The organism is Corynebacterium sp. BD556 (assembly GCF_038452275.1).
Taxonomy (GTDB): Bacteria; Actinomycetota; Actinomycetes; order Mycobacteriales; family Mycobacteriaceae; genus Corynebacterium; species Corynebacterium mayonis.
The window spans coordinates 2,180,839-2,206,270 of the sequence record NZ_CP141643.1 but is presented as its reverse complement, the minus strand read 5'-3'; the positions used below and the strand labels follow the sequence as shown (position 1 = coordinate 2,206,270).

Genomic DNA, 25,432 nt, shown 5'->3' with positions numbered 1-25,432 from the left:
TACGGAACAAAGCGCCTTGGGGATCGCACCAAAATTTTTCCAATCCGGTGTGCGTTAGGTGTCCGTATGTAAGAGATAGATGGCCCGATTGGGGGTCGTCGTCAAGCACAAACCATCGATCACGAGGAGAGAACAGATGTCTTTGACAACTGCACGTATTGCTTCCGCCGCTGCCGCACTGCTGCTTGCCACCGGGCTTAGTGCCTGCAACGACTCCGACAAACCGGCCATGGACAGGGACATGGGCACAGACACGGACACGAAGATGTCCGGCGCAATGACCTCCTCGCAGATGCCTTCCTCCGCCATGATGAGCCCTGAGATGATGAGCCCGGCGATGGAGCCGAGTGAGTCCATGGACTCGATGGCCCCCTCTAACTAAAGGCACATCACCTGTGCGCAGGGTGCTACATTCAGTACCCGTGGCAAGTCCCGGGGACCTGGATATCGATGAGCTGATGCTGCTTGTCGCCAGTGGCGACGAAGCGGCCTTCGGCACGCTTTACGACGCCCTCGCGCCCCACGTCCTCGGCCTCACCACCCACATCCTGCGCAACCGAGCACAGGCGGAAGAAGTCACCCAAGAAGTCTTCATCGAGGTGTGGCGCGACGCCCACAAATTCGACCCAACGCAAGGCAAAGCTACATCCTGGGTGCTGCGCCTTAGCAAGCTTCGCGCCATCGACAGGCTCCGGAGCTGGCGCAGCGCCCAAGCCCGCGACCAAGCCGACTACGCTGAAAGACTCACCACGTGGGTCGCAGCAGAAGACGAAGCTCACGCGCACCTTGAATCTCAGGCGCTGCAGGAGCTTATCGATTCAATCGGGGAGCCACACCGCACAGCGTTGATGCTGGCCTACTTCGGCGAGATGTCGCACAAGGAGATTGCCGAAGTTTCCGGAGTTGCCCTGGGCACCGCCAAGACCAGAGTTCGCGACGGACTGAAGAAACTGCGCTACGCCTTAGGCGTGAAGGGAGGCATCTGATGGAGCCGCAGCAACGCCGCGAACTCGATGAATTGATGGAGGGCTCCGCAACCCCCATCGCACCCCCCGACGAACTTAAGCTTTCCATCATGTCGGCTATAGCCACGACTCCCCAGGTAAGCAGCCTTGCCGCTCACCGCCGCGCGAACCGCTCAACACGCTTTTTTGCTGCTGCAGCAGCCTCTTTTGTCCTGCTCACCGGAATCGGTTCGGTGGCTTTCTTCTCCTCCCGGGCGCCCGAACCGGATTCCGTCACGGCCGCCGGAATCGACGAAATGCACGCCATAATGGACGCCTCCGATCTGCGGCAGGGCACAGCCGACGCAATGGGCGCCAGCCTGGACATTGTTGTCAGCTCCGGGATGGGAAAGGGCGGGGCCATGGTCGACGGCCAGCCCGCGCTCGGCAACGGCATGGGCGCCCAAGTGTGGGCGGTCATGTCTGACGGCGCCATGATGTCGGCGGGGGTCATCGGCCAGGAACCGCATGACAGTGTGTGGATGCCGCTGCCCGGCGATACAGTCTCTGTCATGGTCACCGAGGAACCCGCCAACGGCATGCCGCAGCCAACCGGCCCGGTGCTTGCCGTCGTGGACTTCCAGTAGCTGTTCGGCCCTACCCTTTTTCCACCCCACCTCCCCGACACCTACAGAACCCACCCGCCGTGGATTCAGCGACGGCAAAGAAAAACAGGGATACCCCCGAGACGCAATCTCGGGGGTATCCCTGTTAGCAGCAGACCTAGCTAAAAGCCAGAAACACTAGATCTGGTCGAAACCGTACTCGTCTAGCGGGACGGACGCGCCAGTGAACTCGCCGTAGCCGTCGTCTCCGTAGATGGAGTCGCCGAAACTTGGGATCGAGTAAGCCGCGGAACGTGCAGCCTCGGTCGGCTTGACCTGGATGTTGCGGTAGCGGGAAATGCCGGTACCAGCCGGGATGAGCTTACCGATGATCACGTTCTCCTTCAGGCCGATGAGCTTGTCGGAGCGCTTGTTGATGGCGGCGTCGGTAAGCACGCGCGTGGTCTCCTGGAAGGAGGCCGCAGACAGCCAGGACTCGGTCGCCAGCGACGCCTTGGTAATGCCCATGATCTCGGAGCGCATCTCCGCTGGCTGACCGTTTTCGGCAACAGCCGCCGCGTTGACCTGGCGTGCCTCTGCAAGGTCAACCAGGGTGCCCGGCAGGAACTCGGTAGTGCCCGAGTCGATGACGGTGCCGCGGCGCAACATCTGGCGGATGATGATCTCGATGTGCTTATCGTGAATCGACACACCCTGGGTGCGGTAAACCGCCTGCACCTCGTCAATGAGGTGCTTTTCCACACCGCGGCGGCCGAGAACCTCAAGCACATCGTGCGGGTCGGCGGCGCCACGCAGCAGGCGATCACCCACATTCACATGGTCACCTTCGCGCAGGGAACGCTCAATCATGGCGTCCGGGTTGGACTCCATGGGGCGACGCACCTGGGCCAAGCCCTGGCGCTTGGACAGCTTCTCATACACCACCACATCGGAACCGTCGTCCGGGTGGATCGTGAGAGTCCAGAAGTTGCCCTCGTCCTCCAAGGTGATCGTGCCAGCAACGGAAGCAATCGGGGCGCGGTTTTTCGGAACACGCGCCTCAAACAGCTCCTGCACACGAGGCAAGCCACCGGTGATGTCGCCGCCGACACCACCTTGGTGGAAGGTACGCATGGTGAGCTGGGTTCCCGGCTCACCAATAGACTGAGCGGCGACGATACCGACGGCCTCGCCGATATCGACCAGTTTGCCAGAGGCCATGGACTTGCCGTAGCACTTGGCGCACACGCCGGTAGCAGTCTGGCAGGTCAACACGGAGCGAACCTTCACCTCGGCCACGCCAGCAGACACAAGGGCTTCGATGCGCTCCTCGGTCAGCTCCACGCCGCCCTCGAGAATGGTGGTGCCTTCGGAGTCTTTGGCATCTGAGGCAAGCACACGCCCAGACACGGAAGTCTCAACCAGGTCGTGGCGCACCCACGTGCCGCCGACCTGCTCCGCAACTGGAACCTTGACACCCTGGTGGGTGCCGCAGTCATCCTCGCGGACAATGACATCTTGGGCGACGTCGACAAGGCGGCGGGTGAGGTAGCCAGAGTCAGCGGTACGCAAAGCGGTATCGGCCAGGCCCTTGCGGGAGCCGTGGGAGTTGTTGAAGTACTCCATCACGGTCAGGCCCTCACGGAAGGAGGTCTTGATCGGGCGGGTGATGTACTCACCGCGCGAGTTCACGACCATGCCCTTCATGCCGGCCAGGGTCCAGATCTGGCGCATGTTACCGGCCGCACCGGACTTCACGATCATCGGAATCGGGTTGTCGTCTGGGTAAAGGTTCTCCACGGCCTGACCCACCTTGTTGGTGGCGTCCTGCCACAGTTCCACCAAGCGGTCGTAGCGGTTTTCCTCGGTAAGAGCACCCTTTTCCCAGAACTTACGCTCGATTTCCTCGGCTTCCTTCTCGTACTGCTCGAGCACCTCAAGCTTATTCGGAAGAACCAAAACGTCAGACATGGAGATGGTCACACCGGAACGCGTCGCCCAGTAGAAACCGGCGTCCTTCATCTTGTCCAAGGTCTGCGCAACCGTGATCATCGGGTACTTCTCCACCATCGATTGGATGATGTCGCCCAACATGACCTTGTCGGAGCCGCTGCCCTTACGGACCATAGCGCCTTCCTGGTACGGGAAGTTGAAGGGAAGAAGCTCATTGAACATGATGCGGCCGAGCGTGGTTTCGGTCATCCACGCCTGGCCCTTCTCCCAGCCGTCAGGGAACTGCTCGTTTTCAATTTCCACGGTCGGGCGCAGGTGATCGATACGCACGCGAATCGGCGCTTGCAGGCCAAGCACCCCACGGTCGTAGGCCATGATGGCCTCGCGGTAGGACGAGTACACGCCCTGGGCTGGCCCGTTTTCATCAGCAGGCCTGTAGCGGCCTTCGCCGCCGAGTTCGGACTCGCCCTTCATCATGGTGAGGAAGTACAAACCGGTGACCATATCGAGGCGCGGCATGGCCAGCGGCTTGCCCGAGGCAGGCGACAAAATGTTATTCGAGGACAACATGAGCACGCGGGCTTCGGCCTGTGCCTCAGCGGACAGTGGCAGGTGAACTGCCATCTGGTCACCGTCGAAGTCGGCGTTGAAGGCCTCACAAGCCAACGGGTGCAACTGGATGGCCTTGCCTTCGACGAGCTTCGGCTCGAAGGCCTGGATACCCAGGCGGTGCAGCGTCGGCGCGCGGTTGAGCAACACCGGGTGCTCGGCAATGGCTTCTTCCAAAACATCCCACACCTCGGGGCGCTGGCGCTCAACCATGCGCTTGGCGCTTTTGATGTTTTGCGCGTAATCGTTGTCCACCAAACGCTTCATCACGAAGGGCTTGAACAACTCAAGCGCCATCAACTTCGGCAGGCCACACTCATGCAGCTTGAGCTGCGGGCCAACGATGATGACGGAGCGTCCAGAGTAATCGACACGCTTGCCCAACAGGTTCTGGCGGAACCGACCCTGCTTGCCTTTGAGCAGGTCAGACAGCGACTTCAGCGGGCGGTTGCCCGGCCCCGTGACCGGGCGGCCGCGGCGACCGTTGTCGAACAAGGCGTCCACGGACTCCTGCAACATCCGCTTTTCGTTATTCACGATGATCTCGGGCGCACCGAGGTCGATCATGCGCTTGAGGCGGTTGTTGCGGTTAATCACACGGCGGTACAGGTCGTTCAGGTCGGAGGTGGCGAAACGGCCACCATCGAGCTGGACCATGGGGCGCAGCTCCGGCGGAATAACCGGAATGGCGTCCAAGATCATGCCAGCCGGGTCGTTGCCGGAGCGCTGGAAAGCCGCCACAACCTTCAGGCGCTTGAGGGCACGAACCTTCCGCTGGCCCTTGCCCTCAGCGATGATGGTGCGCAACTCCTCTGCCTCAGCCTCAAGGTCGAAGTTGCGGATCAGGGTCTGGATGGCTTCCGCACCCATCCCGCCGGTGAAGTAGTCCTCGTAGCGGTCCACGAGTTCCTCATAAAGGTTCTCGTCGATAACCATTTGCTTCGGGGCAAGTTTGACAAAGGTTTGCCAAATCTCGTCGAGACGCTGGACCTCACGCTCACCCGCTTCGCGGATGTGGGTCATGTCCTTGTCTGCAGCCTGCTGCACCTTCTTGCGGGCGGAGGCGTTCGCGCCGACGGCTTCAAGCTCGGCGAGTTCTTCCTCAAGTTTCTGGGCCCGCTCGGCGATCTCGGAGTTGGCGTCGGCTTCGACTTCCTTCTTCTCCAGGATCATCTCGGCCTCAAGGGTCGACATGTCGTTGTGACGGGCTTCGTCGTCAACGCTGGTGATGATGTTCGCAGCGAAGTAAATGATGCGCTCGAGGTCTTTCGGCGCCAGGTCAAGCAGGTAGCCAAGGCGCGAGGGCACACCCTTGAAGTACCAAATGTGGGTCACCGGCGCGGCCAGCTCAATATGGCCCATGCGCTCGCGGCGCACCTTGGACTTGGTCACCTCAACGCCACAGCGCTCACAGATGATGCCCTTGTAGCGCACGCGCTTGTACTTGCCGCAGGCGCACTCCCAATCGCGGGTGGGGCCGAAAATGCGCTCGCAGAACAGGCCGTCCTTTTCCGGCTTGAGGGTGCGGTAGTTGATGGTTTCGGGCTTTTTGACCTCGCCGTGGGACCAACGGCGGATGTCGTCGGCGGTAGCCAGGCCAATGCGAAGCTCGTCGAAGAGGTTTACGTCAAACACGTAAATTCCCTTTCACCTCCCCCACGCGGGGAGGATCGATGGTGGTCTAGTTTCTGTGCGTTCGTCCGGGCGTCGAAAAGCATGCGCTTGACGACGCCCGCCTGGCGTTCTATGCGGGATCCGCCGTGCTCTCGTCGCGCGAAAGGTTGATGCCCAGCGAAGATCCGGCTTGGTCGAACTCGTCATCGTCGCCGGACAGCTCCATCGGAATGCCGTCGGTGGACAACACCTCAACATTCAGGCACAGCGACTGGAGCTCCTTGAGAAGGACCTTGAAGGACTCCGGAATACCCGGATCGGGGATGTTATCGCCCTTCACAATCGCCTCGTACACCTTCACGCGCCCAACCACATCATCCGACTTGATGGTCAAAAGCTCCTGCAAAGTGTAGGCGGCGCCGTAAGCCTGCATCGCCCACACCTCCATCTCGCCGAAACGCTGACCGCCGAACTGCGCCTTGCCGCCCAGCGGCTGCTGCGTAATCATCGAGTACGGGCCAGTGGAACGGGCGTGAATCTTCTCGTCCACCAAGTGGTGCAACTTGAGCATGTACATGTAGCCGACGGAGATCGGGTACTTAAACGGCTCGCCAGAGCGTCCGTCATACAGCTTGGTCTTGCCGTTAGCATCGACCATGACATCGCCGTCGCGGTTCGGCTTGGAATTGGCCAGCAAACCAGCGATCTCCTCGTTGGTGGCGCCGTCAAACACCGGGGTGGCAGTCAGCGACTCCGGCGGAACGTCGTAGAGGTGCTCCGGCAACGTCTCCAAAAGCTTCGCGTTGGCGGGATCATCCGGGTTGACGGTCCAGCCGGCTTTGGCCAACCAGCCCAAGTGAACCTCGAGGACCTGGCCAATGTTCATCCGGCGCGGAACACCATGGGTGTTCAAAATGATGTCCACGGGGGTGCCGTCCTCCATAAACGGCATGTCCTCCTCGGGAAGGATCTTGCCCACAACACCCTTGTTGCCGTGACGCCCCGCCATTTTGTCGCCGTCTTGAATCTTGCGCTTCTGGGCGACGTAGACGCGGATCATCTCATTGACACCTGGAGACAAATCGTCGTCGTCCTCCCGGGAGAAACGACGCACGGCGATGACCTTGCCCGTCTCACCGTGCGGCACCTTCAGGGAGGTGTCGCGCACTTCGCGGGCCTTCTCACCGAAGATGGCACGCAGCAGGCGCTCCTCCGGCGTGAGCTCCGTCTCACCCTTCGGAGTGACCTTACCGACGAGGATGTCGCCGTCGCGCACGTCCGCACCGATGCGGATAATGCCGCGCTCATCAAGGTCCTTGAGAACCTCATCGGAGACATTCGGGATCTCGCGGGTGATTTCCTCGGCGCCGAGCTTGGTGTCGCGGGCGTCGATCTCGTGCTCCTCAATGTGCACGGAGGTAAGGATGTCCTCCTCCACCACACGCTGGTTCAAAATGATGGCGTCTTCGTAGTTGTGGCCTTCCCACGCCATGAACGCGACTAGGAGGTTGCGGCCCAAAGACATTTCGCCGTTCTTGGTGCCGGGGCCGTCAGCGATGACCTGGCCAGCTTCAACGCGCTCGCCCTGGGAAACGATGGGGGTCTGGTTGTAGCAGGTGCCCTGGTTGGTGCGCTCGAAGGTGCGCAACATGTAGGTGTCCTGCACACCCTCATCATCCATGATGGTGATGAAGTCGCCGGTCACGTTGGTCACCGCGCCCGCCTTGGCGGAAATGACGGTGTCGCCCGCGTCGTAGGCGGCGCGCTGCTCCATGCCGGTAGCCACGTACGGGGCCTCCGGGCGCAGCAGGGGCACAGCCTGCTTTTGCATGTTGGCGCCCATCAGCGCACGGTTTGCATCGTCGTGTTCCAAAAACGGAATCATTGCGGTTGCAACGGAGACCATCTGGCGCGGAGAAATATCGAGGTAATCGACACCTTTCGGGCCGACAACACCGATGTCGCCGTCCTTGAGGCGGACCTCGATGCGCTCACTGGTCAAGGTGCCGTCCGCGTTCATCGGGGTGGCCGCCTGCGCGATGGCGTAACGGTCCTCCTCGTCAGCGGTGAGGTAGTCGATCTGGTCAATCAGCTTGCCGTCGTTGACCTTCTGGTACGGCGTCTCAACAAAGCCGAAGGCGTTGACGCGCGCGTAAGAAGACAAAGCGCCGATCAAACCAATGTTGGGGCCTTCCGGAGTCTCGATCGGGCACATGCGGCCGTAGTGAGACGGGTGAACGTCGCGGACCTCGATGCCGGCGCGCTCGCGCGACAGGCCGCCCGGGCCCAGCGCAGACAAACGGCGCTTGTGGGTCAAACCGGACAGGGAGTTGTTCTGGTCCATGAACTGCGAGAGCTGCGAAGTGCCGAAGAACTCACGGATCGCCGCCGAGACAGGACGGACGTTGATCAATGAGGTCGGGGTGATCGACTCGGCGTCCTGGGTGGTCATGCGCTCACGCACGACGCGCTCCATGCGGGACAGGCCGACACGGACCTGGTTTTGAATCAGCTCACCCACGGTGCGCAGGCGACGGTTGCCGAAGTGGTCGATATCGTCGGTGCCGATCGGGATGATCTCGCCTTCCGGGGAGGTCATCTCAGTTTCTCCTGCATGCAGGCGCACCAGGTACTCAAGCGTGGTGGCGATGTCTTCTTCGGTTAGGGTCATCAGACCCTCGTGGTCGCCGCCGAGCCCCAGCTTGCGGTTGACTTTGTAGCGGCCGACGCGCGCAAGATCGTAACGCTTCGGGCGGAAGAAGGCGTTTTCCAGCAGTGACTGCGCCAAATCGCGCGTCGGCTGCTCACCGGGGCGCTGCTTGCGGTAAATCTCCAGCAAAGCCTCGTCCGTGTTAGCCACACCGTCGGATTCGAGAGTGGACATCATGATTTCGGAGAAGCCGAACCGTTCGGTGATCTTCTCGGTGGTCCAACCCAGGGCTTTAAGCAGCACGGTCACCGGCTGGCGGCGCTTACGGTCGATGCGCACGCCCACGGTGTCACGCTTGTCGACGTCAAACTCGAGCCACGCACCTCGCGAGGGAATGACCTTCACGGAGTGCAGCGGACGCTCGGTCGACTTGTCGATCGTTTCGTCGAAGTAGACACCCGGGGATCGCACGAGCTGGGAGACGACGACGCGCTCCGTGCCGTTGACGATGAATGTGCCCTTGTCAGTCATCAGCGGGAAATCACCGATGAACACCGTCTGGGACTTAATTTCCTGGGTGTCGTTGTTGATGAACTCCGCGGTCACGTACAGCGGCGCGGAGTAGTTGATGTCTTTGTCTTTACACTCGTCAATGGTGTACTTGACGTCTTCGAAGCGGGGCTCCGACAACGACAGGCTCATGTTGCCTGAGTAATCCTGAATCGGGGAGAGCTCCTCGAGGATGTCCTCGAGGCCGCTGGTCACGCGCACATTGTCGCCGCGCAGCGCCTGCTCGCGCTCACGCCACTCCTGCGTGCCGACAAGCCAAGCGAAAGATTCAAGCTGAACGTCGAGAAGCCCCGGAACCGTAATCGGCTCTGCGATTTTCGCAAACGAGTAACGTTGCGGAGCTCCGGGGATATTGGCCATTGACATGGTCTGGTGGGAGACTGCCAAGTTGGGTCCTTCCAGCACCTCACGCGGGCCCCGAGGAACTGCTCTGGCTGACAGTTACCGCCGGGAAATCCGCTGGATAAGTTAGCATTCGGTCTGCTGTGGAAGTTCCGCCCCCAAAATGCACAAAGCCACCTTGTCAAATGCGTTTTCCCGCACTGCATTTGCAAGGTTTCTGCACACACTGGAGACGGCTTCCAGCGCAACGACTTAGCTTATACAAAAGTCAAGGCATTGTAAAGACTCCCCCATTTCCCCGCAACACCACCCCCGGTGTCAACCCCGCGAACTCCGCTCGCCGTCGAGTGCGGAGTTTTTCCTCGCTTGCCGGGAATCCTACCATCGAAGCAGGAAGATTCGGCAAACGCAGGGCGTGTTTTCCGCCCAAAATCTGCGCTTAAGCGGCGTGCCGCCCCCGTGACCTGCGCTTATTTCCCGAGCGCAAAGCGCCAATTACTCCAATCAACGCCAACACCGCACCAAGCGCGATCACCGCGATCGTCACCGACCGCGACTGCCCCTGCGAATACACCGCCCCAAGTTGGCCCGCAAGCTTTTCGACGTCGCCTTGCTCCATCCCGGCGTCATAGCGAATAATTTCCTCCAGCCGCTGCCCCGCAACATCGCCATAGAAGTCGTCGACCCGCTCCTTGACCCCCACCACCAGCCCGGAGATCTGATCCACCGTCAATTCTCGGTGCGCCGAATGGTAGTAGAAACTGCGTATTTGCTCGCCTTCCGGGCCAAGAATTGTTTTTGTGTTTCGCACGTCCGCGTACTTCAGCGCAACATTGGTCGGTGCGACATGTTGCTCGAAACGGTAGACCCTTCGACCTTCCACTTCATCTTCTCCGACGAAGGTAGCGGGCACTGTTTCCCGCAGATGCGGCTCAAAGACATCGTAAGTTTCTTGAGCCACATCCGCCGGAAACTTCAACCACACTCCCCCCTTTTGCACCACCGCATCCGGAGTTGCCATCACCGCGCTCACGCGCATAGCAGACACAGGCAGCCCCGTCCCCCGGTCCATCTCGTAGGACCAGGTGGAGGCGGCAACGAGGTTATCGAAATCCCTCTCCGCCGCACCCGCGCGCAAAGAATCCCCAATCCGGATTCCCACCGAGTCCTCGTCCGCGGGGTTTTGAATCTGCATGTGCAACTGCCTCGTCACCGGCACCGACTCACCACGATAGGTCCCGTTGTCATCGGTGAGCGTCCACGTGGTGTGTTCTAAATCGAGGGGAAGGCGAGCGTCGCCAAGCAAAAAGCGCGGCGCAACCACCCCACCGGCGATCAAAGCAATACCAAGGCCGGTGAGCAGAACCGAGAAAATACGGGAGGCGGACAGCATGAAAGCTGATTGTATAGCAGGCACAAAGCTCCCTCCCCGCCTGCCACCTTGAGCATCACCGCAAAATGTCGCGGCCCAACTTCAACGCCGCCGCCAAAGTATCCGCCCACGCCGGACGGGGAACAACATTGTCCATCAGCGTCACAAACCTCGTCTGGGTCACATTACGTGGCTCGGTGTACTTGGTAATACCGCCGTCGCCGTGACGACGCCCCGCACCCGACTTCTTCCACCCGCCCATCGGCGCGTCAATCGCGGACCATCCAGGCGCATAACCCTCGTTAATGTTCACGGTGCCGGTTTCTAGCTGCGCCGCCAAACGACGCCCCGTCTTCGGGCTCGCCCACACAGACGAGTTCAACCCATAGGTGGTGTCATTGGCGCGCTCGACCGCTTCCTCGTCGGAGTCGACGACCTCGATATACACAACAGGGCCAAACACCTCGGAACGGTAAAGCTCCGCCTCCTCTGGCACATCTGTCAGCACAGTGGGAGCAAAGAAAGCCTCCCCAATCTCCGGCAAACGACGACCACCCGTGAGCACCTTCGCGCCCTTAACCACCGCGTCGTTGACAAAACCTTCCACCTTCTCGGCGTGTTCAACCGAAATAAGCGAGCCCATATCAATATCCCAATCGTGGCCACCCCCAAGACGCAAGTTCTGCACCTTAGACACAAATGCCGGAATAAACTCATCGGCGACATCGCGGTGAACATACATCCGCTCGATAGAAATGCACAGCTGACCAGAGTTGCCAAAACACGCCAACCACGCCCCGTGCGCGGCACGCTCCACGTCGGCGTCATGCGCAACAATCATGGCGTTTTTGCCACCTAACTCCATCGAATAATCAATCAGGCGGGCCGCCGCCTGCTGGGCGAGCACCTCACCTGTAGCCGTAGAGCCGGTAAACATGAGGTAATCACATTCCTCCACAATCGCCTGACCTACCTCAGAGCCGCGCCCCGTTATCACCTGGAACACATCCTTCGGCAGACCAGCGCGCTCCAGAAGCTCAACACCCGCAAGCGCCGACAGCGGTGTTTGGGAATCTGGCTTGAGTACGATCGCGTTGCCGGCCATCAAAGCCGCAATCGCATCGCTGATCGACAAAGACAGCGGGTAATTAAAGGGCGCAATAATCCCCACCACTCCCTTCGGTGGACGCTGCTCCCATGTCGAAGCCAGCAGCGGCATCACAGGCTTGCGGCTGCGCTCCTTGAGCAACCTCTCCGCCTTGTAGCCGTAATGTCTTGCGGTCAAGGCGACGTCGAGCACCTCCTCCAAGGAGGACAGGCGGGCCTTGCCGTTTTCGTCTTGGATCGTGTCCATGAGCCGCTCACGGTTGTCCAGGACGAGGTTGTGAAAGCGCAGCATGATCTTGCGGCGCTGACGAAAACTCGTGCTCGCCCACCGCTTCTGGGCGATCCGGGCACGCTCAAATGCTTCCTTAGTCTGTTCCTTCGTATGCGCCGCAACAGAGGCGATGACCTGCCCGGTGGCAGGGTTGATAACCTCAGTGCTCTCCTGCTCCCGCAACGGCTGAACCATAAGAAATATACCTCCGGAAAGAAAAATATTTTGGCCCCAATCCTATACAAGCGACTACAAGGACATCTAGGGTCAATTCCATGAACCAACCACATTCGGGCACGAAATCAATCTTTATTTCCGGAGGCGCCACCGGCATAGGTAAAGAAACCGCAAAGCGGATGCTCGAGCGCGGCTGGATCGTCGGCTGCTACGACATCGTCGACGTGGAATGGGGCGACGAAGTCGACGCAACGCACGTGCCCGGCACACTCATCACAGGCCACCTCGACGTACGTAAATGGGAAAGCTGGCAAGCCGCGCTGGCCGACTTCACCTCCCACACCGGCGGCACCCTCAACGGGTTTTTCAACAACGCCGGGGTCATCGTGGACGGCAAACTCGCCGACCAAGACCCTGAACGCATCCAGTGGCTAGTCGACGTCAACGCCGTCGGCGCAACCTTCGGGGCCAAAGCCTGCCACCCCTACCTCAAACGCACCAAAGGTGCAGTCATGGTCTCCATGTGCTCCGCCTCCGCCATTTTCGGCCAACCCGATGTGTCTACCTACTCGGCCTCAAAGTTCTACATCAAGGGCTTAACCGAGGCACTCGCCTTGGAGTGGGCCCAGGACAAAATCCGCGTCCACGACCTCATGCCCCTGTGGGCCAAGTCGAAAATCTCGGAGGTCAACGCCAGATCCATCAACACTCTCGGGGTCAACCTCATCCCCGACGACATCGCCGCAGTCGCTGAACGAGTGTTAACCACCACAAACCTCTACAGCAAAAAGAAAATGCACCACACCGTCAGCAAAACCGACACGGTATTTAAAACCCTCGCCGACTTCTCCCCCGACATGCTCAAACGCTACATCAACAAATTCCTGGTTGGGTAGAACCGAAGAAACACAGCCAAACAAAAAGCTCCCCGCCGGAAGCGGGGAGCTATATGTGCGCGCAAGGCAGCGAGATTACTTGAGGGTAACCTTCGCGCCAGCCTCCTCGAGCTTGGCCTTGGCAGCCTCGGCGTCGTCCTTGTTGGCGCCTTCGAGGATAGGCTTCGGGGCACCCTCGACCATTTCCTTGGCGTCTTTCAGTCCGAGGCCCGGAACGAGCTCGCGGACCACCTTGATGACACCGATCTTCTTGGCGCCAGCGTCCTCGAGAACGACGTCGAACTCGTCCTTCTCATCGGCAGCGGCAGCCTCGCCACCAGCCGGAGCACCTGCGGCAGCAACAGCAACCGGAGCGGCAGCGGTAACGTCGAAGACCTCCTCGAATTCCTTCAGGAACTCGGAAAGCTCGATGAGGGTCATTTCCTTGAACTGCTCAATGAGCTCGTCCTTAGACAGCTTAGCCATAGTGGCTTCCTTTCTTTTGTGGGCCACCTCTCAGGCAACCCGGATGTTTAGGGTGTTAACTTGTGCGTGACTTACGCAGCTTCGCCCTGCTTGTCCTGCAGCGCAGCGACAAGGCGAGCGGTCTTGGACGCCGGAGCCTGGAACAGGCCGGCAGCCTTTGCCAAAGAGCCCTCGAAGGCACCAGCAAGCTTGGCCAGGGTGGTCTCGCGGTTATCCATCTCAGCGATGGCGTCAACCTGGGAAGCATCCAGGACGTTGCCGTCCATGTAGCCGCCCTTGATCACGAAAGCGTCGTGATCCTTGTTGAACTTCTTCATCACCTTGGCGGCGTCGACAGCCTCGCCCTTGATGAAGGCGACGGCGGTCGGGCCGGTCAGAAGATCATCGAGACCCTCAATGCCCTGCTCGTTTGCAGCAATCTTGATGAGGGTGTTCTTGGCGACGTGGTACTCGACATCGAAACCGAGCTCACTACGCAGGTTCTGCAGCTGACCAACGGTCAGACCGCGGTACTCGGTCAGTACAACAGAGCTGGCCTGCTGGAACTTCTCCTTCAAAGCAGCCAACTCGCTGACATTCTTCGGGTTTGCCATGACACACGCCTCCTTCCAATTTACGTCTTGTCCTTAAATCCGCCCGGGACAATAAAAATTGCCCCGTGCAGAAAGCACGAGGCACCAGGAAAGGTGAGCCACGTTCCTCCTGCGTGGGCCGGCCCCTGGAGTGGGACACCTTCGGCCCTGAAACCTCAGGGCGACCGACGGTCTTCGGTGAAACTTGAGCTTGGGGCGGAGATGTCCTCCCCATTCAAACTTCGTCCACGAACTCTAGCGCATCTCCTCCTCGAACAACAAATCGCTGTCCGGCAAGGTTCTTTGAGGCGCGTGGGACACAAAAGGCAAAAGTCCCCGCGCATAACGCGCAGGGGCTCAGTTACCGCAGAAAGGATTAGTCCTTCTGGGCGTATTTCTTCTGCACAGAAGTATCGACCGGAACGCCCGGGCCCTGCGTTGCAGAAACCGTGACCTTCTTCAAGTAGATGCCCTTCGCGGAGGACGGCTTGAGGCGCAAAACTTCGTCCAAAAGCGCGCCGTAGTTTTCCGCGAGCTGCTCCGGGGTGAAAGACGCCTTGCCGATCATGGCGTGCAGGTTTGCAGCCTTGTCCACGCGGAAGGCGATCTTGCCGCCCTTGACATCCTGGATCGCCTTGGCGACATCCGGGGTGACAGTGCCGGTCTTCGGGTTCGGCATCAGACCGCGGGGGCCAAGCACGCGGGCCACACGGCCGACCTTGGCCATCTGGTCGGGGGTTGCGATCGCAACATCGAAGTCGATCTTGCCTTCGTTAATCTGCTCGATCAAGTTGTCGGTGCCGACAATGTCAGCGCCAGCTTCCTCAGCGGCGGTTGCCTTATCGCCCTCAGCGAAAACAGCGACGCGGACAGTCTTGCCGGTGCCGTTGGGCAGGGAGACAGTGCCGCGCACAAGCTGGTCGGCCTTGCGCGGGTCAACAGACAAACGCATGGCGACGTCGATAGTGGCGTCGTATTTATCGGAGGAGGTCTCCTTCGCCAAAGCGACAGCGTCAAGCGGGTGGTAAAGCTTGGCACGGTCGACCTTGGCGAGCATTTCTTCGTAACGCTTGGATTTCTTGGCCATGTTGAGTTCCTTTCCTGTTATGACAAACAGAGGGAGTTGTGGTGCGGGCCTGGCCGGCCCTGCCACAGGGAAAATGTTTACTTCTTGACGTCGATACCCATAGAGCGGGCGGTGCCGGCGATGATCGCTGCGGCAGCCTCGATGTCGCGGGCGTTGAGGTCAGCCTTCTTCGTCTCGGCGATCTCCTTGCACTGCTCCCAGGTCACAGAGCCGACCTTCTGGGTGTGCGGAACGCCAGAGCCCTTGTTGACACCAGCGGCCTTAAGCAGCAGCTTCGCGGCTGGCGGGGACTTCAAAATGAAGTCGAAAGAGCGATCCTCGTAGACGGTGATCTCCACCGGGATGATGTTGCCGCGCATGGACTCGGTGGCGGCGTTGTACGCCTTGGTGAACTCGACGATATTAACGCCGTGCGCACCCAGCGCCGGACCAACCGGCGGTGCCGGGTTAGCCATGCCTGCCTCAATTTGCAGCTTAATCAGGCCGGAGACCTTCTTCTTAGCCATCGAATTACCTCAATTCCTTGGTACGGCCCCAGACACGATGACTTGTCAGGAGCTTCCGGATGCCTGGCTACCTCAAAAACAGCGCTCAGGCCACCGGGGATCTACAAACGAAAACGTCGCGCATGACAAACACACGCGACGATCCACTCTACGGCCCCTACCGCCGCAGAAGCAAACTACATGATCCGCTCGATCTGGTCAGCAGTCAGCTCCACCGGAGTCTCACGGCCGAAGATGGACACCAGCGCCTGAATCTTGCCGGTTTCCTCGTCGATTTCGGAGATCGTGGCGGACACAGAAGCCAGCGCACCGGTGAGGATGGTGACGGCCTCGCCCACCTTGTAATCGTGCGCGAGCGGCGCCGGCTTGATCTCCTCCGGCATAGCCACCACAGTTTCGCCTTCGCCTGCTGCACCGGACTTCGCAGCCGCACCGTTATCTGAGCCTTCCTTCGGCATGAGGAACTTCGCCACGTCGCGGTGTTTAACCGGGGTGGCGTTGCCTTCGTTGCCCACGAAGGAGGTAACTCCCGGGGTTTCCCGAACCACGGACCAGGCGGCGTCATTCATGTCCATACGCACCAAGACGTAGCCCGGCAGAAGCTTACGCTTGACCAATTTGCGCTTGCCGTCCTTGAGCTCTGTGGCCTGCTCAATCGGCACAACAACATCGTAAATCGAATCTTCCACCTCAAGCGTCTGGATTCGCATGTCGAGGTTGGTTTTGACCTTATTCTCGTAGCCAGAATAGGACTGGATAATGTACCAGTCACCGGGAAGCTTCTTGAGCTCTTTGGTGTACTCGCGCAAGCGGCTGCGGTAAGCCGCGTCGCTCGACTCCTCCACATCCCCTCCGAGAGCACTCTCGGCGCCCGCAATGTCGCCCTCCTGAGCCGCACCTTCCGGCTCTGCCTCCTGCGAGTTTAGTTCCTGAGAATCCCCTTCAGACTGATCCTCAGCGGCAAGGCGCGTCGGCTCAGTTTCCGGCTCGACAGCACCGCCCTCGGCAATCATGTCCTTTTGCGCCTGCAACTCTTTGTCGTGGCGCGGCGGCAAATCTTCAGCACCTGCGGACTCCTTGAGCTCCGGGTCGGTCTCCGGCTGCACAGGAGCACCCTCGTCGATCATTTCTGTCTCGTTGTTTTCGACCTTGTTCGTGGTGTCTTTGGGCATCGGTCTCTCCTCGCCTCGTGGGGTTAGCTTTAAGTAATCGGCGGTTTGCTGCTCCCAGCCTACCCACGTGGTGCGCGGCGGCGGGGGCAATAAATTATCCCGCCCTCCCCGAGGTTGGGGCGGCGGGATGCGCTTGTCTGAAGATTATAACTAACGGACGAAGATTTGCTCAATTACCCAGCGGCCAACCCAATCAACACCCCACACCAAAGCGGTGAGCACGATGAGAAAACCAAAGACAATCAGCGTGTAGTTAAGCATCTGGCGGCTCGTCGGCCAGATGACTTTGCGCATCTCGGAGACAACTTCGCCCGGAAACGCAGCGACACCTCCGCCCGGCTTCTCATCAGGCTCTGCGGACTTTTGCAGATCACGCTTCGCCTCATAGGAGCCGGACGAAGTGGGAGAAGAACCGCGCAGTTGACGCTTACCCGTCGGCTGCGCCGGGTTCTGTGCATTCGGATTCGTCACAGTTCTCCTCCACTAAACGATTGGCAGGGGCGACAGGACTCGAACCTGCAACCTACGGTTTTGGAGACCGTTGCGCTACCAATTGCGCCACGCCCCTAGGGCACTGCCAAAGCAATGCGCCCACCCTACCATGGGCGCTGGAGCGCCCAGTTTAGGTAAGTAGCGATGGAGAGAATTGAACTCTCGACACAGCGATTATGAGTCGCTTGCTCTACCACTGAGCTACACCGCCTTGTGCTTATGCCAGATTACTCCGACAAGCAACAGAGCCCCCTATCAGAATCGAACTGATGACCTTTTCCTTACCATGGAAACGCTCTGCCGACTGAGCTAAGGGGGCACAGCCTCTTTGTTGTGAGTCTCGCCTTTGCTTAACCCGCTCCGTTGAAGCCTTGAAAAGATTAACCCACTATCTTCACAAGCGCCAAATCGCCTGTTCAATTATCCTTTCTGCGGTGCGATCGCCGCTGCGCAGCAACCGCAAGCCTGCCGATTCCACTATCAGACAGTTGCGCCTGCGAAAGCAGCGGGCAGTTTCTCCTCGCCGCAGCCACCTTGGGTTCCGGCGAAAAGCGCCGGGCGGAGAAACTTCCACACAAAGGTCGAGCCCTGCCGTTTTATACCCTTTTAGTGCCCTGCTTTTTATCGCCGAATATGGGGTTAAGTAGCAGAAAGTGTGTCTAACTTTCAGCATTATTACTGATCAGAACGGGTAAATCGGGCGGGAACTTAGCCAAACAGCAAGTAACCCGCCACCTTGAAGGTGGCGGGTTACTTGCTGTGCCAGGTAGAAGATTCGAACTTCTGAAGGCATACGCCGGCGGATTTACAGTCCGCTTCCTTTGGCCGCTCGGACAACCTGGCATGCACGATTGGTGCGGTGACTACCTTACAACACGGTCGTAGATTGTGAGCAAATCACCAGTTCAAACGCCCTAAATTATCCCACGCGCTGGACGGTGTAGGTGGAGACTTGGCGCAGGGCACGGTTCGCGGGGCTGTCGGGCAGTGAGTCGAGGTGCTGTTCGGCGATGTCGAGGTAGCGGTGGACCTCCTCAAGTGCGCGCTGTCTCCCCGCGGTCTCGCTGATCAAGGCGAGGGCGTGCTCGACGTCTTCGTCTTTGGTCAATGGGCCGGTGAGCAGTTCACGCAGCTCAGTTCCGGCTGGTGAATCTTCCCGCATGGCGTAGAGCACAGGCAAAGTAAAAACGCCTTCTCGCAGGTCGGTGCCGGGGACTTTGCCGGACTCAGAGGAGCTGGAGAAGATGTCGATGATGTCGTCGACTATTTGAAAGACCATGCCGATCGCCGCACCGACGCCCTCGCAGTGCTCCACGATCTCTTTGCTGGCGCCCGCATGGCGGGCGCCCAGGTGTGCTGCGGCGGCGATGAGGACACCGGTTTTTTCTTCGATGACTTTCAGGTAATGCTCCACTGGGTCACCGCCGCGGGCGCCGACGGTTTCGCGCATTTGCCCGGTAACGAGGAGGCGGAAGGTGTCAGCAAAGTAGTTGACGGTTTCGGTGTCGATCTCGCTCATCGTTTTGGAGGCGTGGGAGAACAAGATATCGCCGGCAAGGATGGCGACGGTGTTGCTCCATCTGTGGTTGGCTGAGTCGACGCCGCGGCGTTTGGCGGCTTCGTCCATCACATCGTCGTGGTACAAGGTGGCCAGGTGCACCATTTCAGTGATCGCGGCTGCTTTGATGACGTTTTCTGTGTGCGGCTGTGGCCCGAATTCGCTGCACAGTAGCGCCACTAATGGGCGGAAGCGTTTGCCGCCGGCTTGGACGAGGTGTGTGACTTTGTCCGTGATGAATTCTTCGCCCGTTCCGAGTCTTTCTCCGAGCAGCTTTTCGACTGCCTCCATTCCCCGGCGCATACGGGCGGTGAGGTCGGCGTCGCCGAAGTCCATGGTGAAATCACGTGGCTTTGGCGGTGTAGGGCCGTTAGTCATCAATGACGTCCTTGCAGGTCGATTACCTCGCCCGGCGGTTTTTGTCCTTGTTGTCGGGCAGTTGAATGTCGCACTTAACCGTAGCCCACCGATACGTCGCCTTGCATGAGCGGGTCACCGAAGTCTATCAGGGCTGTGCGACAATGTGAGTCCATGAACAGCAGTTGGGATGTGGTTGTTGTGGGAGCTGGCCCTTCGGGGTCGGTTGCGGCTGTGTCCACGCAGAAGGCGGGCTTGCGCACGTTGCTTATCGACGCCCAGCCGCCCCAGCGCGACAAAACCTGCGGCGATGGCTTGACCCCGCGCGCCGTCAAGACGTTGCGCGATGTGCGCCTTGAGCATGTTCTTCCTGCTTACCGCAACAACGGGCTGAAGCTGCACGGCTTCGGTGGTGATGTCACTGCCCCCTGGCCGGGAGGTTTCTACGGCAGCGAAGGCTCCGCCGTGGCCCGCAAAGATTTCGATGCCGCCTTGGTTTCTGAGGCTGAGCGCGCTGGCGCAACCGTGTGGCAGGACTGTCCGGCAACGGCGGTGGAGGTATCTGCCGAGGGCATCACTGCGATTGACACTCCGCGCGAGCGGATCGCCCCCAGGTGGGTCATCGTGGCCGACGGGGTGCGCTCCCCGGTGGGCAAGATGCTAGGGCGCATCTGGCACCGCGACGAGGTGTATGGCATCGCCGCGCGCTCCTACTGCACGAGCCGGCACGCCGGAGAGCCGTGGATGCACTCACACGTTGAGCTTGTCGACGACACCGGCACCACCCAACCCGGCTACGGCTGGATCTTCCCACTCGGTCAGGAATCAGGACAGGTCAACCTTGGCTGCGGCGCTTTGTCCACATCGAAGCGGCCAGCGAAGATCAACACCAAAAAGCTGCTGCATTTTTACGCCGAGCAGCAGCGTCCCGGGTGGGAGCTGGGTGCCCCGCAGTCGGTGACCAGTGCGATGTTGCCGATGGGCGGGGCGGTATCCAATGTTGCAGGGCCGAATTGGGCGTTGATCGGCGACGCCGCGGCGTGCGTCAACCCGCTCAACGGGGAAGGCATCGACTACGGCATGGAAACTGCGGTGATGGCGGCGGCTTTGATCGGGGAGGGCAAGGATTTGACTCTTGCGTGGCCGGACGCGTTGCGCACCGCGTACGGGCAGGCGTTTTTGCTGGCCCGCACTGCGGCTCGGGTCCTTACGTACCCACAGTTTCTGCCGTTGGCGGGGCCGGTGGCGTTACGGGGGCCGGTGGGCAAGCGAATCATGCCGGCGGCGGCGCGCCTGATGGGCAACCTCACCACCGACGCTGACCGCGATGTCATTTCGTGGGTGTGGCGCACCGCGGGCGAGCTAACACCGAAACGCGGCGCGTTGTGGGACGCGGCCTGATTTTAAGCCTTGACGGCGCTGTGTAGCGCGACGATCCCGGCGGTCAGGTTCTGCCAGCCGGCGTCCGTCCAGCCGCTGCGGTTAATGGCTTGGGCGAGCTCCTCCTGGCCGGGCCAGGCGCGGATGGAATCCGCAAGGTATTCGTAGGCCTCCGGGTTGGAGGAAAACACTCTGGCCACGGCGGGCACCACGCGCGGCAGGTATTCCTTGTAGACGGTGCTGAACACGGGAACGACCGGGGTGGAAAACTCGTTGACTGCAAGACGCCCGCCCGGCTTGGTCACGCGCGCCATCTCGCGCAGCCCGGCCTCGAAATCGTGGACGTTGCGCAGCCCGTAGGAAATCGTCACCGCGTCGAAAGTTTCGTCGGCGAAGGGCAGGTGCATCGCGTCGCCGACAACCTTCGGCACGGCGCGGTCCTTGCCGGCAGCGAGCATGCCCTGGGAGAAATCGCAGGCAACGACCCACGCACCCGATTTGCCGAGCTCGACTGTGGATACGGCCGTGCCGGCGGCGAGGTCAAGTACCCTCTCCCCCGGTTTCAAGGCGAGGCGCGCGCGGGTGCGTCGGCGCCAGTGCTTGTCTAAGCCGAAGGACAGGATGGTGTTGGTGGTGTCGTACTTGCTCCCCACAGCGTCGAACATTCCCGCGACGTCGAAAGGGTTTTTCTCTAGGTCTGCCTTGGCCATAAGGGTGTAGCTTACAGTTCGCGCTACGCGCTGCGCCGTGAGGTCGGCAGGACCTTGCGGGCTTTGTCGGCGGTCCTCATCGCCCAGGCGGGCACACCGAACTGGCGGCCAAAGACGTGGATGCAGCCACGGTTGTAGCCGCTGATCGCCTCATCGTAGTAGCCGAGGAGCTGCTCGCACAGGGCGAACCAGGTTTTGTCAGCCACCGAGGCCCGTGCGTTGAGGCGCAGCTCATTGTGGCGTGCTTCATCGAGCAGGGCTGCGACCGCATCGGGCAAGTCCTTGGTGAAGGTGTTGACGTCCAGCAGCAGACCGTTGTAGTTGTCCTCGATCAGGTCAATCGGCCCGCCGGCGCGTGGCCCGATGGTGGGCACGCCGCTGGCTTGTGCTTCTTGGATGGTTTGGCAGAAAGTTTCGAACTCGCCGGTGTGGACAAATAGGTCCAGGCTGGCGTAGGCGCGGGCCAGTTGAATCCCGCTGAGCGCACCGGCAAAAACGGCGTTGGGGAGCGCTTTTTCGAGCTCGACGCGCTCCGGGCCGTCGCCGACGATGACTAGCTGAATTTTCGGGTCCGCCACCAGCGCCGAGAGGCGGTGGATTCCCTTTTCCGCGGCGAGGCGTCCGACGAAGCCGACGATCTTTTTCGAGCCTGTGGGGTCCCACTGGCGGCGCAGCGTTTCGGAGCGCTTCTCGGGGTGGAAAAGTTCGCTGTCCACCCCGCGGCCCCAGTGGTGGACGTTTTTGATGTGGTGCTTTTCCAGTTCGCGGATCGCTTCGCTCGACGGTGCGAGGGTCAGCTCGCAGCGGTTGTGGATATTGCGAGTCCATTCCCACGCGATGCTCGACAGCAGCGAAAGTTGGTACTGGGTGGCAAAACCGGCCACGTCGGTTTGGTAGAGCGCGACAGCCGGGATGCCCATCTGCATGGCTGCGAAAGCCCCCGCGCCGCCGAGGACGAAGGGGCTGGCTAGGTGCACAACATCCGGTTTGAAATCGCTCAGCGCGTTGATGACGGCGGTGGTGGGAACTCCGATGGGCAAGGAGTCCACGAGTGGGACCATGACGGTGGGCACCCGCACGATCTCGAAGCCGAGGTAGGCCGGGATTTCCTCCTGGAAATCTCGCGCCCCAGGCGCAACGACGATGGCCTCGTGACCGGTGGCGTGCAGGTGTTCAAGAACCCGCAGGACCGAGTTGGTCACGCCGTTGACGTTGGGAAGGAAAGATTCAGCGACGATTGCGACCCGCATGCTTTGCAACCTTTCACACCTATTTAAAAAACCCGTGCACAGAAGACAAAATCCGCGTGAACTCCTCCTTAAGGTAGCCTAGCGCGTCGGCGAGTCAGCGTCTCGCGGCTCACCGCCAGCCACGCTACCGCGGCAATGAGCGTGGCTGTCGCCGCCACGGACAGCGCGGGAACAATAGCCAGCGTCCAGCCGCGGCCCTCCACTTTCACGAGGTCACGATCGGTTTGTGCATAAGTTACCCAGACGCGCTGCCCCTCCCCCAGGCCCGTCGGGTAGAGCAGCCCGTAGCGTGGCGAGTGGTACAGCCCTTCCTCATCCTGGTATTCCACTGAGGTGCGGGTGCGGCTGACGTCGGTGACCGTCGCCAAGCCACGGCCCGGATCAGACATGATGCGCGCGTCGTTAAGTGCGGGGCCGACCACCATCGAAACCGCGCCGAGCATGGCGCAGGCATAAAGCAGCATGATGAGCTGCAGGATGCGACGTTTCCAGAACATGGCTTTGGGTTATTTCCGCAACCGGGCCGCCAGGTCGCGGCGGGTGCCGCGAGTGGTGCGGGCCTCGATGATGGTGAGGGGCTCAGGCGTTTCGGTGTCCTCGACAAGTGCCGCGATGAGATCTGCAAGGCTATCGGCGCGGCGATAGGCCGCACCATAAGCTTCCGCCAGCTTGTCAACACCCACCCCATGCGGCGTCCCAAACGCCCGTTCAAAGTCGCGCCGGACCCCCTCCGCACCAACTTCGAGCGCCTCAAAGATTCCGCCGCCGTCGTCGTTGGCCACCACGATAGTCAAGTTGCCCGGGCGTGGCTCATCGGGGCCGATGATGAGGCCGTTCACGTCATGCAGGAAGGTTACGTCGCCTATCAAAGCCACGGTGCGCGGCGCACGGATGTCATCCGGGTGCAGCGCCTGCACCGCCAACGCCACACCAACCGCCTGAGAAACCGTGCCGTCAATTCCGGCGGCACCACGCGCACTATAGGTGGACACACCGTCGAAGGGCAGGCCGACGAAGCTGGCGTCGCGCACCGGGTTCGATGAGCCCAGCACCAACGTGTCTCCCACCGCGAGAGTGTCGGCCACCGCAGCCGCAGCATGCAAACCGGTGAAACCGTACTGTTGATCAGCCAACGCTTCGCGCACAGTCTGCGCACCGACATCACCAGCAGCCTCGCAAATTTTCAGCCAGGTACTGCTCGGCTGACCCGTCACGTTGACGCGGCTGCCGCGGCGCGTGGGCCGGCCCGTGAAAGTCTCGGTGCGGCTAAGCCCAATGACCTCAATGTCGGGATCGGCAAGCAAGGCCAACACGTCACGGTGCAAAGTCGGATGGCCCACCACCACGACCTGCTGCGGCTTCGTCGACGCGGCGAAGTCACCGCCGTCATGGCTAATCGACACCTCGGGCTGCGCGAAAAACCGCGCCGCCAGGGGATGGACCTGATGAAAAGGCGTCGGCGCAGTCGGCTCTGCAATGGTGGGCACGTGTTCGAGCCCGGGCACCTCCCAGGCCTCGTCACCGGCGATGACCAACGTGTCGCGGTCTAGGTCGATATCCACCACCCCGTGGTCGATCCTGGGCGCAACCGTGCCCAAACGCCCCGGCCCCACCCCGACCCGGCGCGGGTTTCCCGCGGCCTCCGGCAAGGCCTCTGGCACAAGAGGGGTGTCGAAGGCAACATTGATGTGTATTTGGTCGGCGCTGAAATCGAGCTCTGTCACGTCATCTACCGAAGCCACGTGCTGGGTGTTGGCGTAGCGACCAAAAATCCCTCGTTGCCAAATGGTTTGGCTCGCTCCGGTGCCGAGCAGGCGTTCCGGGCGGTCTGCGCTGACGATGACGAGCGGCACGTGGGACATGGACGCCTCAATCACTGCCGGGAAGGTGTTGGCCACCGCAGTTCCTGAAGTCATCACCACGCCCACGTGGCGACGCTGGAGCCGCGCCATCCCCAGTGCCGTAAAGGCGGCGGAGCGCTCATCAATTCGTACATGCACTGTCAGATCCCGGCGCGCAAGCAGAGCATAGGCCAAAGGCGAGTTGCGCGAACCGGGGCACAAGACCACATCGGTGAGGTGGTTCGCCAGCATCTCAACGACGTGCGTGGCGACGTCCATGCTGCTCATGGGGCGTAGCATCCCTACCTTCCCTGGGTAGCGCGGTCAACTTCGTTGAGCAAACTCTCGATATAACGGTCGAGCTCGCCTTGAATATCCGCAGGCAAATCGGAGGGGATTGCCGTCGGCAACTCAGTGGGAAGGACGGGCTCATTTGCTCCCTCACCCTCAGGGAAGATGCTGGGACGCTGCGTGGTGGTCAGCGTGGCGGTGGCCGTGTGCGTTTGTGTCACAGTCACTGTCTCCGGTGGCTGGTCCTCCTTTTCGGCAGCCCCACGCCAGAGGAACATAAACACCACCGCAGCAAGGGTGGCAAGCACTGCAACCGCCCCGAGGGCACCACCCGCGGAAGGGGAACCAAACCTGCGCCGCGCAAAGGCCCCGTCTGCGTAGACCCCATCTGCGAAGGTAGACGCCGTGTACGTCGGCGCAGTGTAGGTCGGTTCCGAATAGGCAGCTTCAAAGGCAGGTGCCTGATAGTAACTGGTTTGCGCAGTTTGCTGCTGGGCAGGATCCGGAAAGTACTGTTGTGGACGCTCCGGCTGCGGGGGCTGGTGCGATGCCCACGGCCCCCACCGGAACAGGCGAGTTTCGTCGTCTTTGCGGTTCATAGGGACAGAGTAGCGCGTAAAGCGCCTTTCATTGCCCCTTAA

General features: G+C 60.7%; 21 protein-coding genes and 4 tRNA genes. 5 read left to right on the top strand and 20 right to left on the bottom strand.

Features of this window, described 5'->3' with window-relative positions; all coding sequences use genetic code 11:
- Window positions 1–136 precede the first annotated feature (136 nt).
- Genes VLL26_RS10360 through VLL26_RS10350 form a run of 3 tightly spaced genes read left to right on the top strand, consistent with a single transcriptional unit; the run spans window position 137 to window position 1,591 of the window.
- Entirely contained in the window at window positions 137–382 is a 246-nt protein-coding gene (locus VLL26_RS10360; RefSeq protein WP_342318989.1) for a hypothetical protein, read from the top strand.
- Window positions 383–440: 58 nt separating this feature from the next.
- Window positions 441–986 (top strand): sigma-70 family RNA polymerase sigma factor, encoded by a 546-nt coding sequence (locus VLL26_RS10355; RefSeq protein ID WP_342320203.1) that lies wholly within the window; start codon window positions 441–443, stop codon window positions 984–986.
- Window positions 986–1,591 (top strand): anti-sigma factor, encoded by a 606-nt coding sequence (locus tag VLL26_RS10350; protein WP_342318988.1) that lies wholly within the window; start codon window positions 986–988, stop codon window positions 1,589–1,591. Before VLL26_RS10355 ends, VLL26_RS10350 begins: the two co-directional genes overlap by 1 nt.
- Before the next feature lie 156 nt (window positions 1,592–1,747).
- Here the strand turns inward: VLL26_RS10350 and VLL26_RS10345 are convergent, their stop codons facing one another.
- From VLL26_RS10345 to VLL26_RS10330, 4 genes are all read right to left on the bottom strand, one after another.
- Window positions 1,748–5,746 (bottom strand): DNA-directed RNA polymerase subunit beta', encoded by a 3,999-nt coding sequence (locus VLL26_RS10345; RefSeq protein ID WP_342318987.1) that lies wholly within the window; start codon window positions 5,744–5,746, stop codon window positions 1,748–1,750.
- Window positions 5,747–5,855: 109 nt separating this feature from the next.
- Complete coding sequence (locus VLL26_RS10340) at window positions 5,856–9,350, bottom strand: DNA-directed RNA polymerase subunit beta (RefSeq protein WP_342318986.1); 3,495 nt, start codon at window positions 9,348–9,350, stop codon at window positions 5,856–5,858.
- A 376-nt stretch (window positions 9,351–9,726) separates the two neighbouring features.
- Window positions 9,727–10,680 carry a DUF3068 domain-containing protein gene (locus VLL26_RS10335; RefSeq protein ID WP_342318985.1) on the bottom strand — a complete coding sequence of 318 codons (954 nt, stop codon included), beginning with the start codon at window positions 10,678–10,680 and terminating at the stop codon, window positions 9,727–9,729.
- A 55-nt stretch (window positions 10,681–10,735) separates the two neighbouring features.
- Window positions 10,736–12,232 carry a succinic semialdehyde dehydrogenase gene (locus VLL26_RS10330; protein WP_342318984.1) on the bottom strand — a complete coding sequence of 499 codons (1,497 nt, stop codon included), beginning with the start codon at window positions 12,230–12,232 and terminating at the stop codon, window positions 10,736–10,738.
- 80 nt (window positions 12,233–12,312) lie between these two features.
- On the opposite strand from VLL26_RS10330, the gene VLL26_RS10325 reads away from it, so the two are divergent.
- Window positions 12,313–13,110, top strand: coding sequence for an SDR family oxidoreductase (locus VLL26_RS10325; protein WP_342318983.1), 798 nt, complete (start codon window positions 12,313–12,315; stop codon window positions 13,108–13,110).
- A gap of 75 nt (window positions 13,111–13,185) precedes the next feature.
- Here VLL26_RS10325 and rplL read toward each other — a convergent pair whose 3' ends face one another.
- The 11 genes from rplL to VLL26_RS10270 form a co-directional block, all read right to left on the bottom strand.
- A complete protein-coding gene (gene rplL / locus VLL26_RS10320; RefSeq protein ID WP_342318982.1) occupies window positions 13,186–13,575 on the bottom strand; it encodes a 50S ribosomal protein L7/L12 in 390 nt (129 codons plus the stop codon).
- 71 nt (window positions 13,576–13,646) lie between these two features.
- On the bottom strand, window positions 13,647–14,168 hold the full coding sequence (rplJ, locus tag VLL26_RS10315; RefSeq protein ID WP_342318981.1) for a 50S ribosomal protein L10: 522 nt from the start codon (window positions 14,166–14,168) through the stop codon (window positions 13,647–13,649).
- Between the two features lie 355 nt (window positions 14,169–14,523).
- Window positions 14,524–15,234 carry a 50S ribosomal protein L1 gene (rplA, locus tag VLL26_RS10310; RefSeq protein WP_342318980.1) on the bottom strand — a complete coding sequence of 237 codons (711 nt, stop codon included), beginning with the start codon at window positions 15,232–15,234 and terminating at the stop codon, window positions 14,524–14,526.
- A 77-nt stretch (window positions 15,235–15,311) separates the two neighbouring features.
- The gene (gene rplK / locus VLL26_RS10305; protein WP_342318979.1) at window positions 15,312–15,740 is read right to left on the bottom strand and encodes a 50S ribosomal protein L11; all 429 of its coding nucleotides are present in this window, start codon (window positions 15,738–15,740) and stop codon (window positions 15,312–15,314) included.
- A gap of 176 nt (window positions 15,741–15,916) precedes the next feature.
- The gene (gene nusG, locus VLL26_RS10300) at window positions 15,917–16,753 is read right to left on the bottom strand and encodes a transcription termination/antitermination protein NusG (protein WP_425292321.1); all 837 of its coding nucleotides are present in this window, start codon (window positions 16,751–16,753) and stop codon (window positions 15,917–15,919) included.
- A gap of 309 nt (window positions 16,754–17,062) precedes the next feature.
- Entirely contained in the window at window positions 17,063–17,383 is a 321-nt protein-coding gene (secE, locus tag VLL26_RS10295; RefSeq protein WP_342318977.1) for a preprotein translocase subunit SecE, read from the bottom strand.
- 21 nt (window positions 17,384–17,404) lie between these two features.
- A tRNA-Trp gene (locus VLL26_RS10290) sits at window positions 17,405–17,480 on the bottom strand.
- 63 nt (window positions 17,481–17,543) lie between these two features.
- Window positions 17,544–17,615, bottom strand: a tRNA-Met gene (locus tag VLL26_RS10285).
- 35 nt (window positions 17,616–17,650) lie between these two features.
- Window positions 17,651–17,723: transfer RNA gene (locus VLL26_RS10280), tRNA-Thr, on the bottom strand.
- Window positions 17,724–18,164: 441 nt separating this feature from the next.
- A tRNA-Tyr gene (locus VLL26_RS10275) sits at window positions 18,165–18,247 on the bottom strand.
- A 76-nt stretch (window positions 18,248–18,323) separates the two neighbouring features.
- The gene (locus VLL26_RS10270; RefSeq protein WP_342318976.1) at window positions 18,324–19,340 is read right to left on the bottom strand and encodes a polyprenyl synthetase family protein; all 1,017 of its coding nucleotides are present in this window, start codon (window positions 19,338–19,340) and stop codon (window positions 18,324–18,326) included.
- Between the two features lie 153 nt (window positions 19,341–19,493).
- Here VLL26_RS10270 and VLL26_RS10265 point away from each other — a divergent pair, with 153 nt between their 5' ends.
- Entirely contained in the window at window positions 19,494–20,720 is a 1,227-nt protein-coding gene (locus VLL26_RS10265) for a geranylgeranyl reductase family protein (RefSeq protein WP_342318975.1), read from the top strand.
- A 2-nt stretch (window positions 20,721–20,722) separates the two neighbouring features.
- On the opposite strand, the gene VLL26_RS10260 is transcribed toward VLL26_RS10265, so the two are convergent.
- From VLL26_RS10260 to VLL26_RS10240, 5 genes are all read right to left on the bottom strand, one after another.
- Window positions 20,723–21,409, bottom strand: a complete 687-nt coding sequence (locus tag VLL26_RS10260; RefSeq protein WP_342318974.1) for a demethylmenaquinone methyltransferase — start codon at window positions 21,407–21,409, stop codon at window positions 20,723–20,725.
- A gap of 23 nt (window positions 21,410–21,432) precedes the next feature.
- A complete protein-coding gene (locus VLL26_RS10255) occupies window positions 21,433–22,659 on the bottom strand; it encodes a glycosyltransferase family 4 protein (RefSeq protein ID WP_342318973.1) in 1,227 nt (408 codons plus the stop codon).
- Between the two features lie 68 nt (window positions 22,660–22,727).
- The gene (locus VLL26_RS10250; RefSeq protein ID WP_342318972.1) at window positions 22,728–23,156 is read right to left on the bottom strand and encodes a DUF3592 domain-containing protein; all 429 of its coding nucleotides are present in this window, start codon (window positions 23,154–23,156) and stop codon (window positions 22,728–22,730) included.
- Window positions 23,157–23,165: 9 nt separating this feature from the next.
- Window positions 23,166–24,788 (bottom strand): 2-succinyl-5-enolpyruvyl-6-hydroxy-3-cyclohexene-1-carboxylic-acid synthase, encoded by a 1,623-nt coding sequence (gene menD / locus VLL26_RS10245; RefSeq protein ID WP_342318971.1) that lies wholly within the window; start codon window positions 24,786–24,788, stop codon window positions 23,166–23,168.
- A 14-nt stretch (window positions 24,789–24,802) separates the two neighbouring features.
- On the bottom strand, window positions 24,803–25,390 hold the full coding sequence (locus tag VLL26_RS10240) for a hypothetical protein (protein ID WP_342318970.1): 588 nt from the start codon (window positions 25,388–25,390) through the stop codon (window positions 24,803–24,805).
- Window positions 25,391–25,432 lie beyond the last annotated feature (42 nt).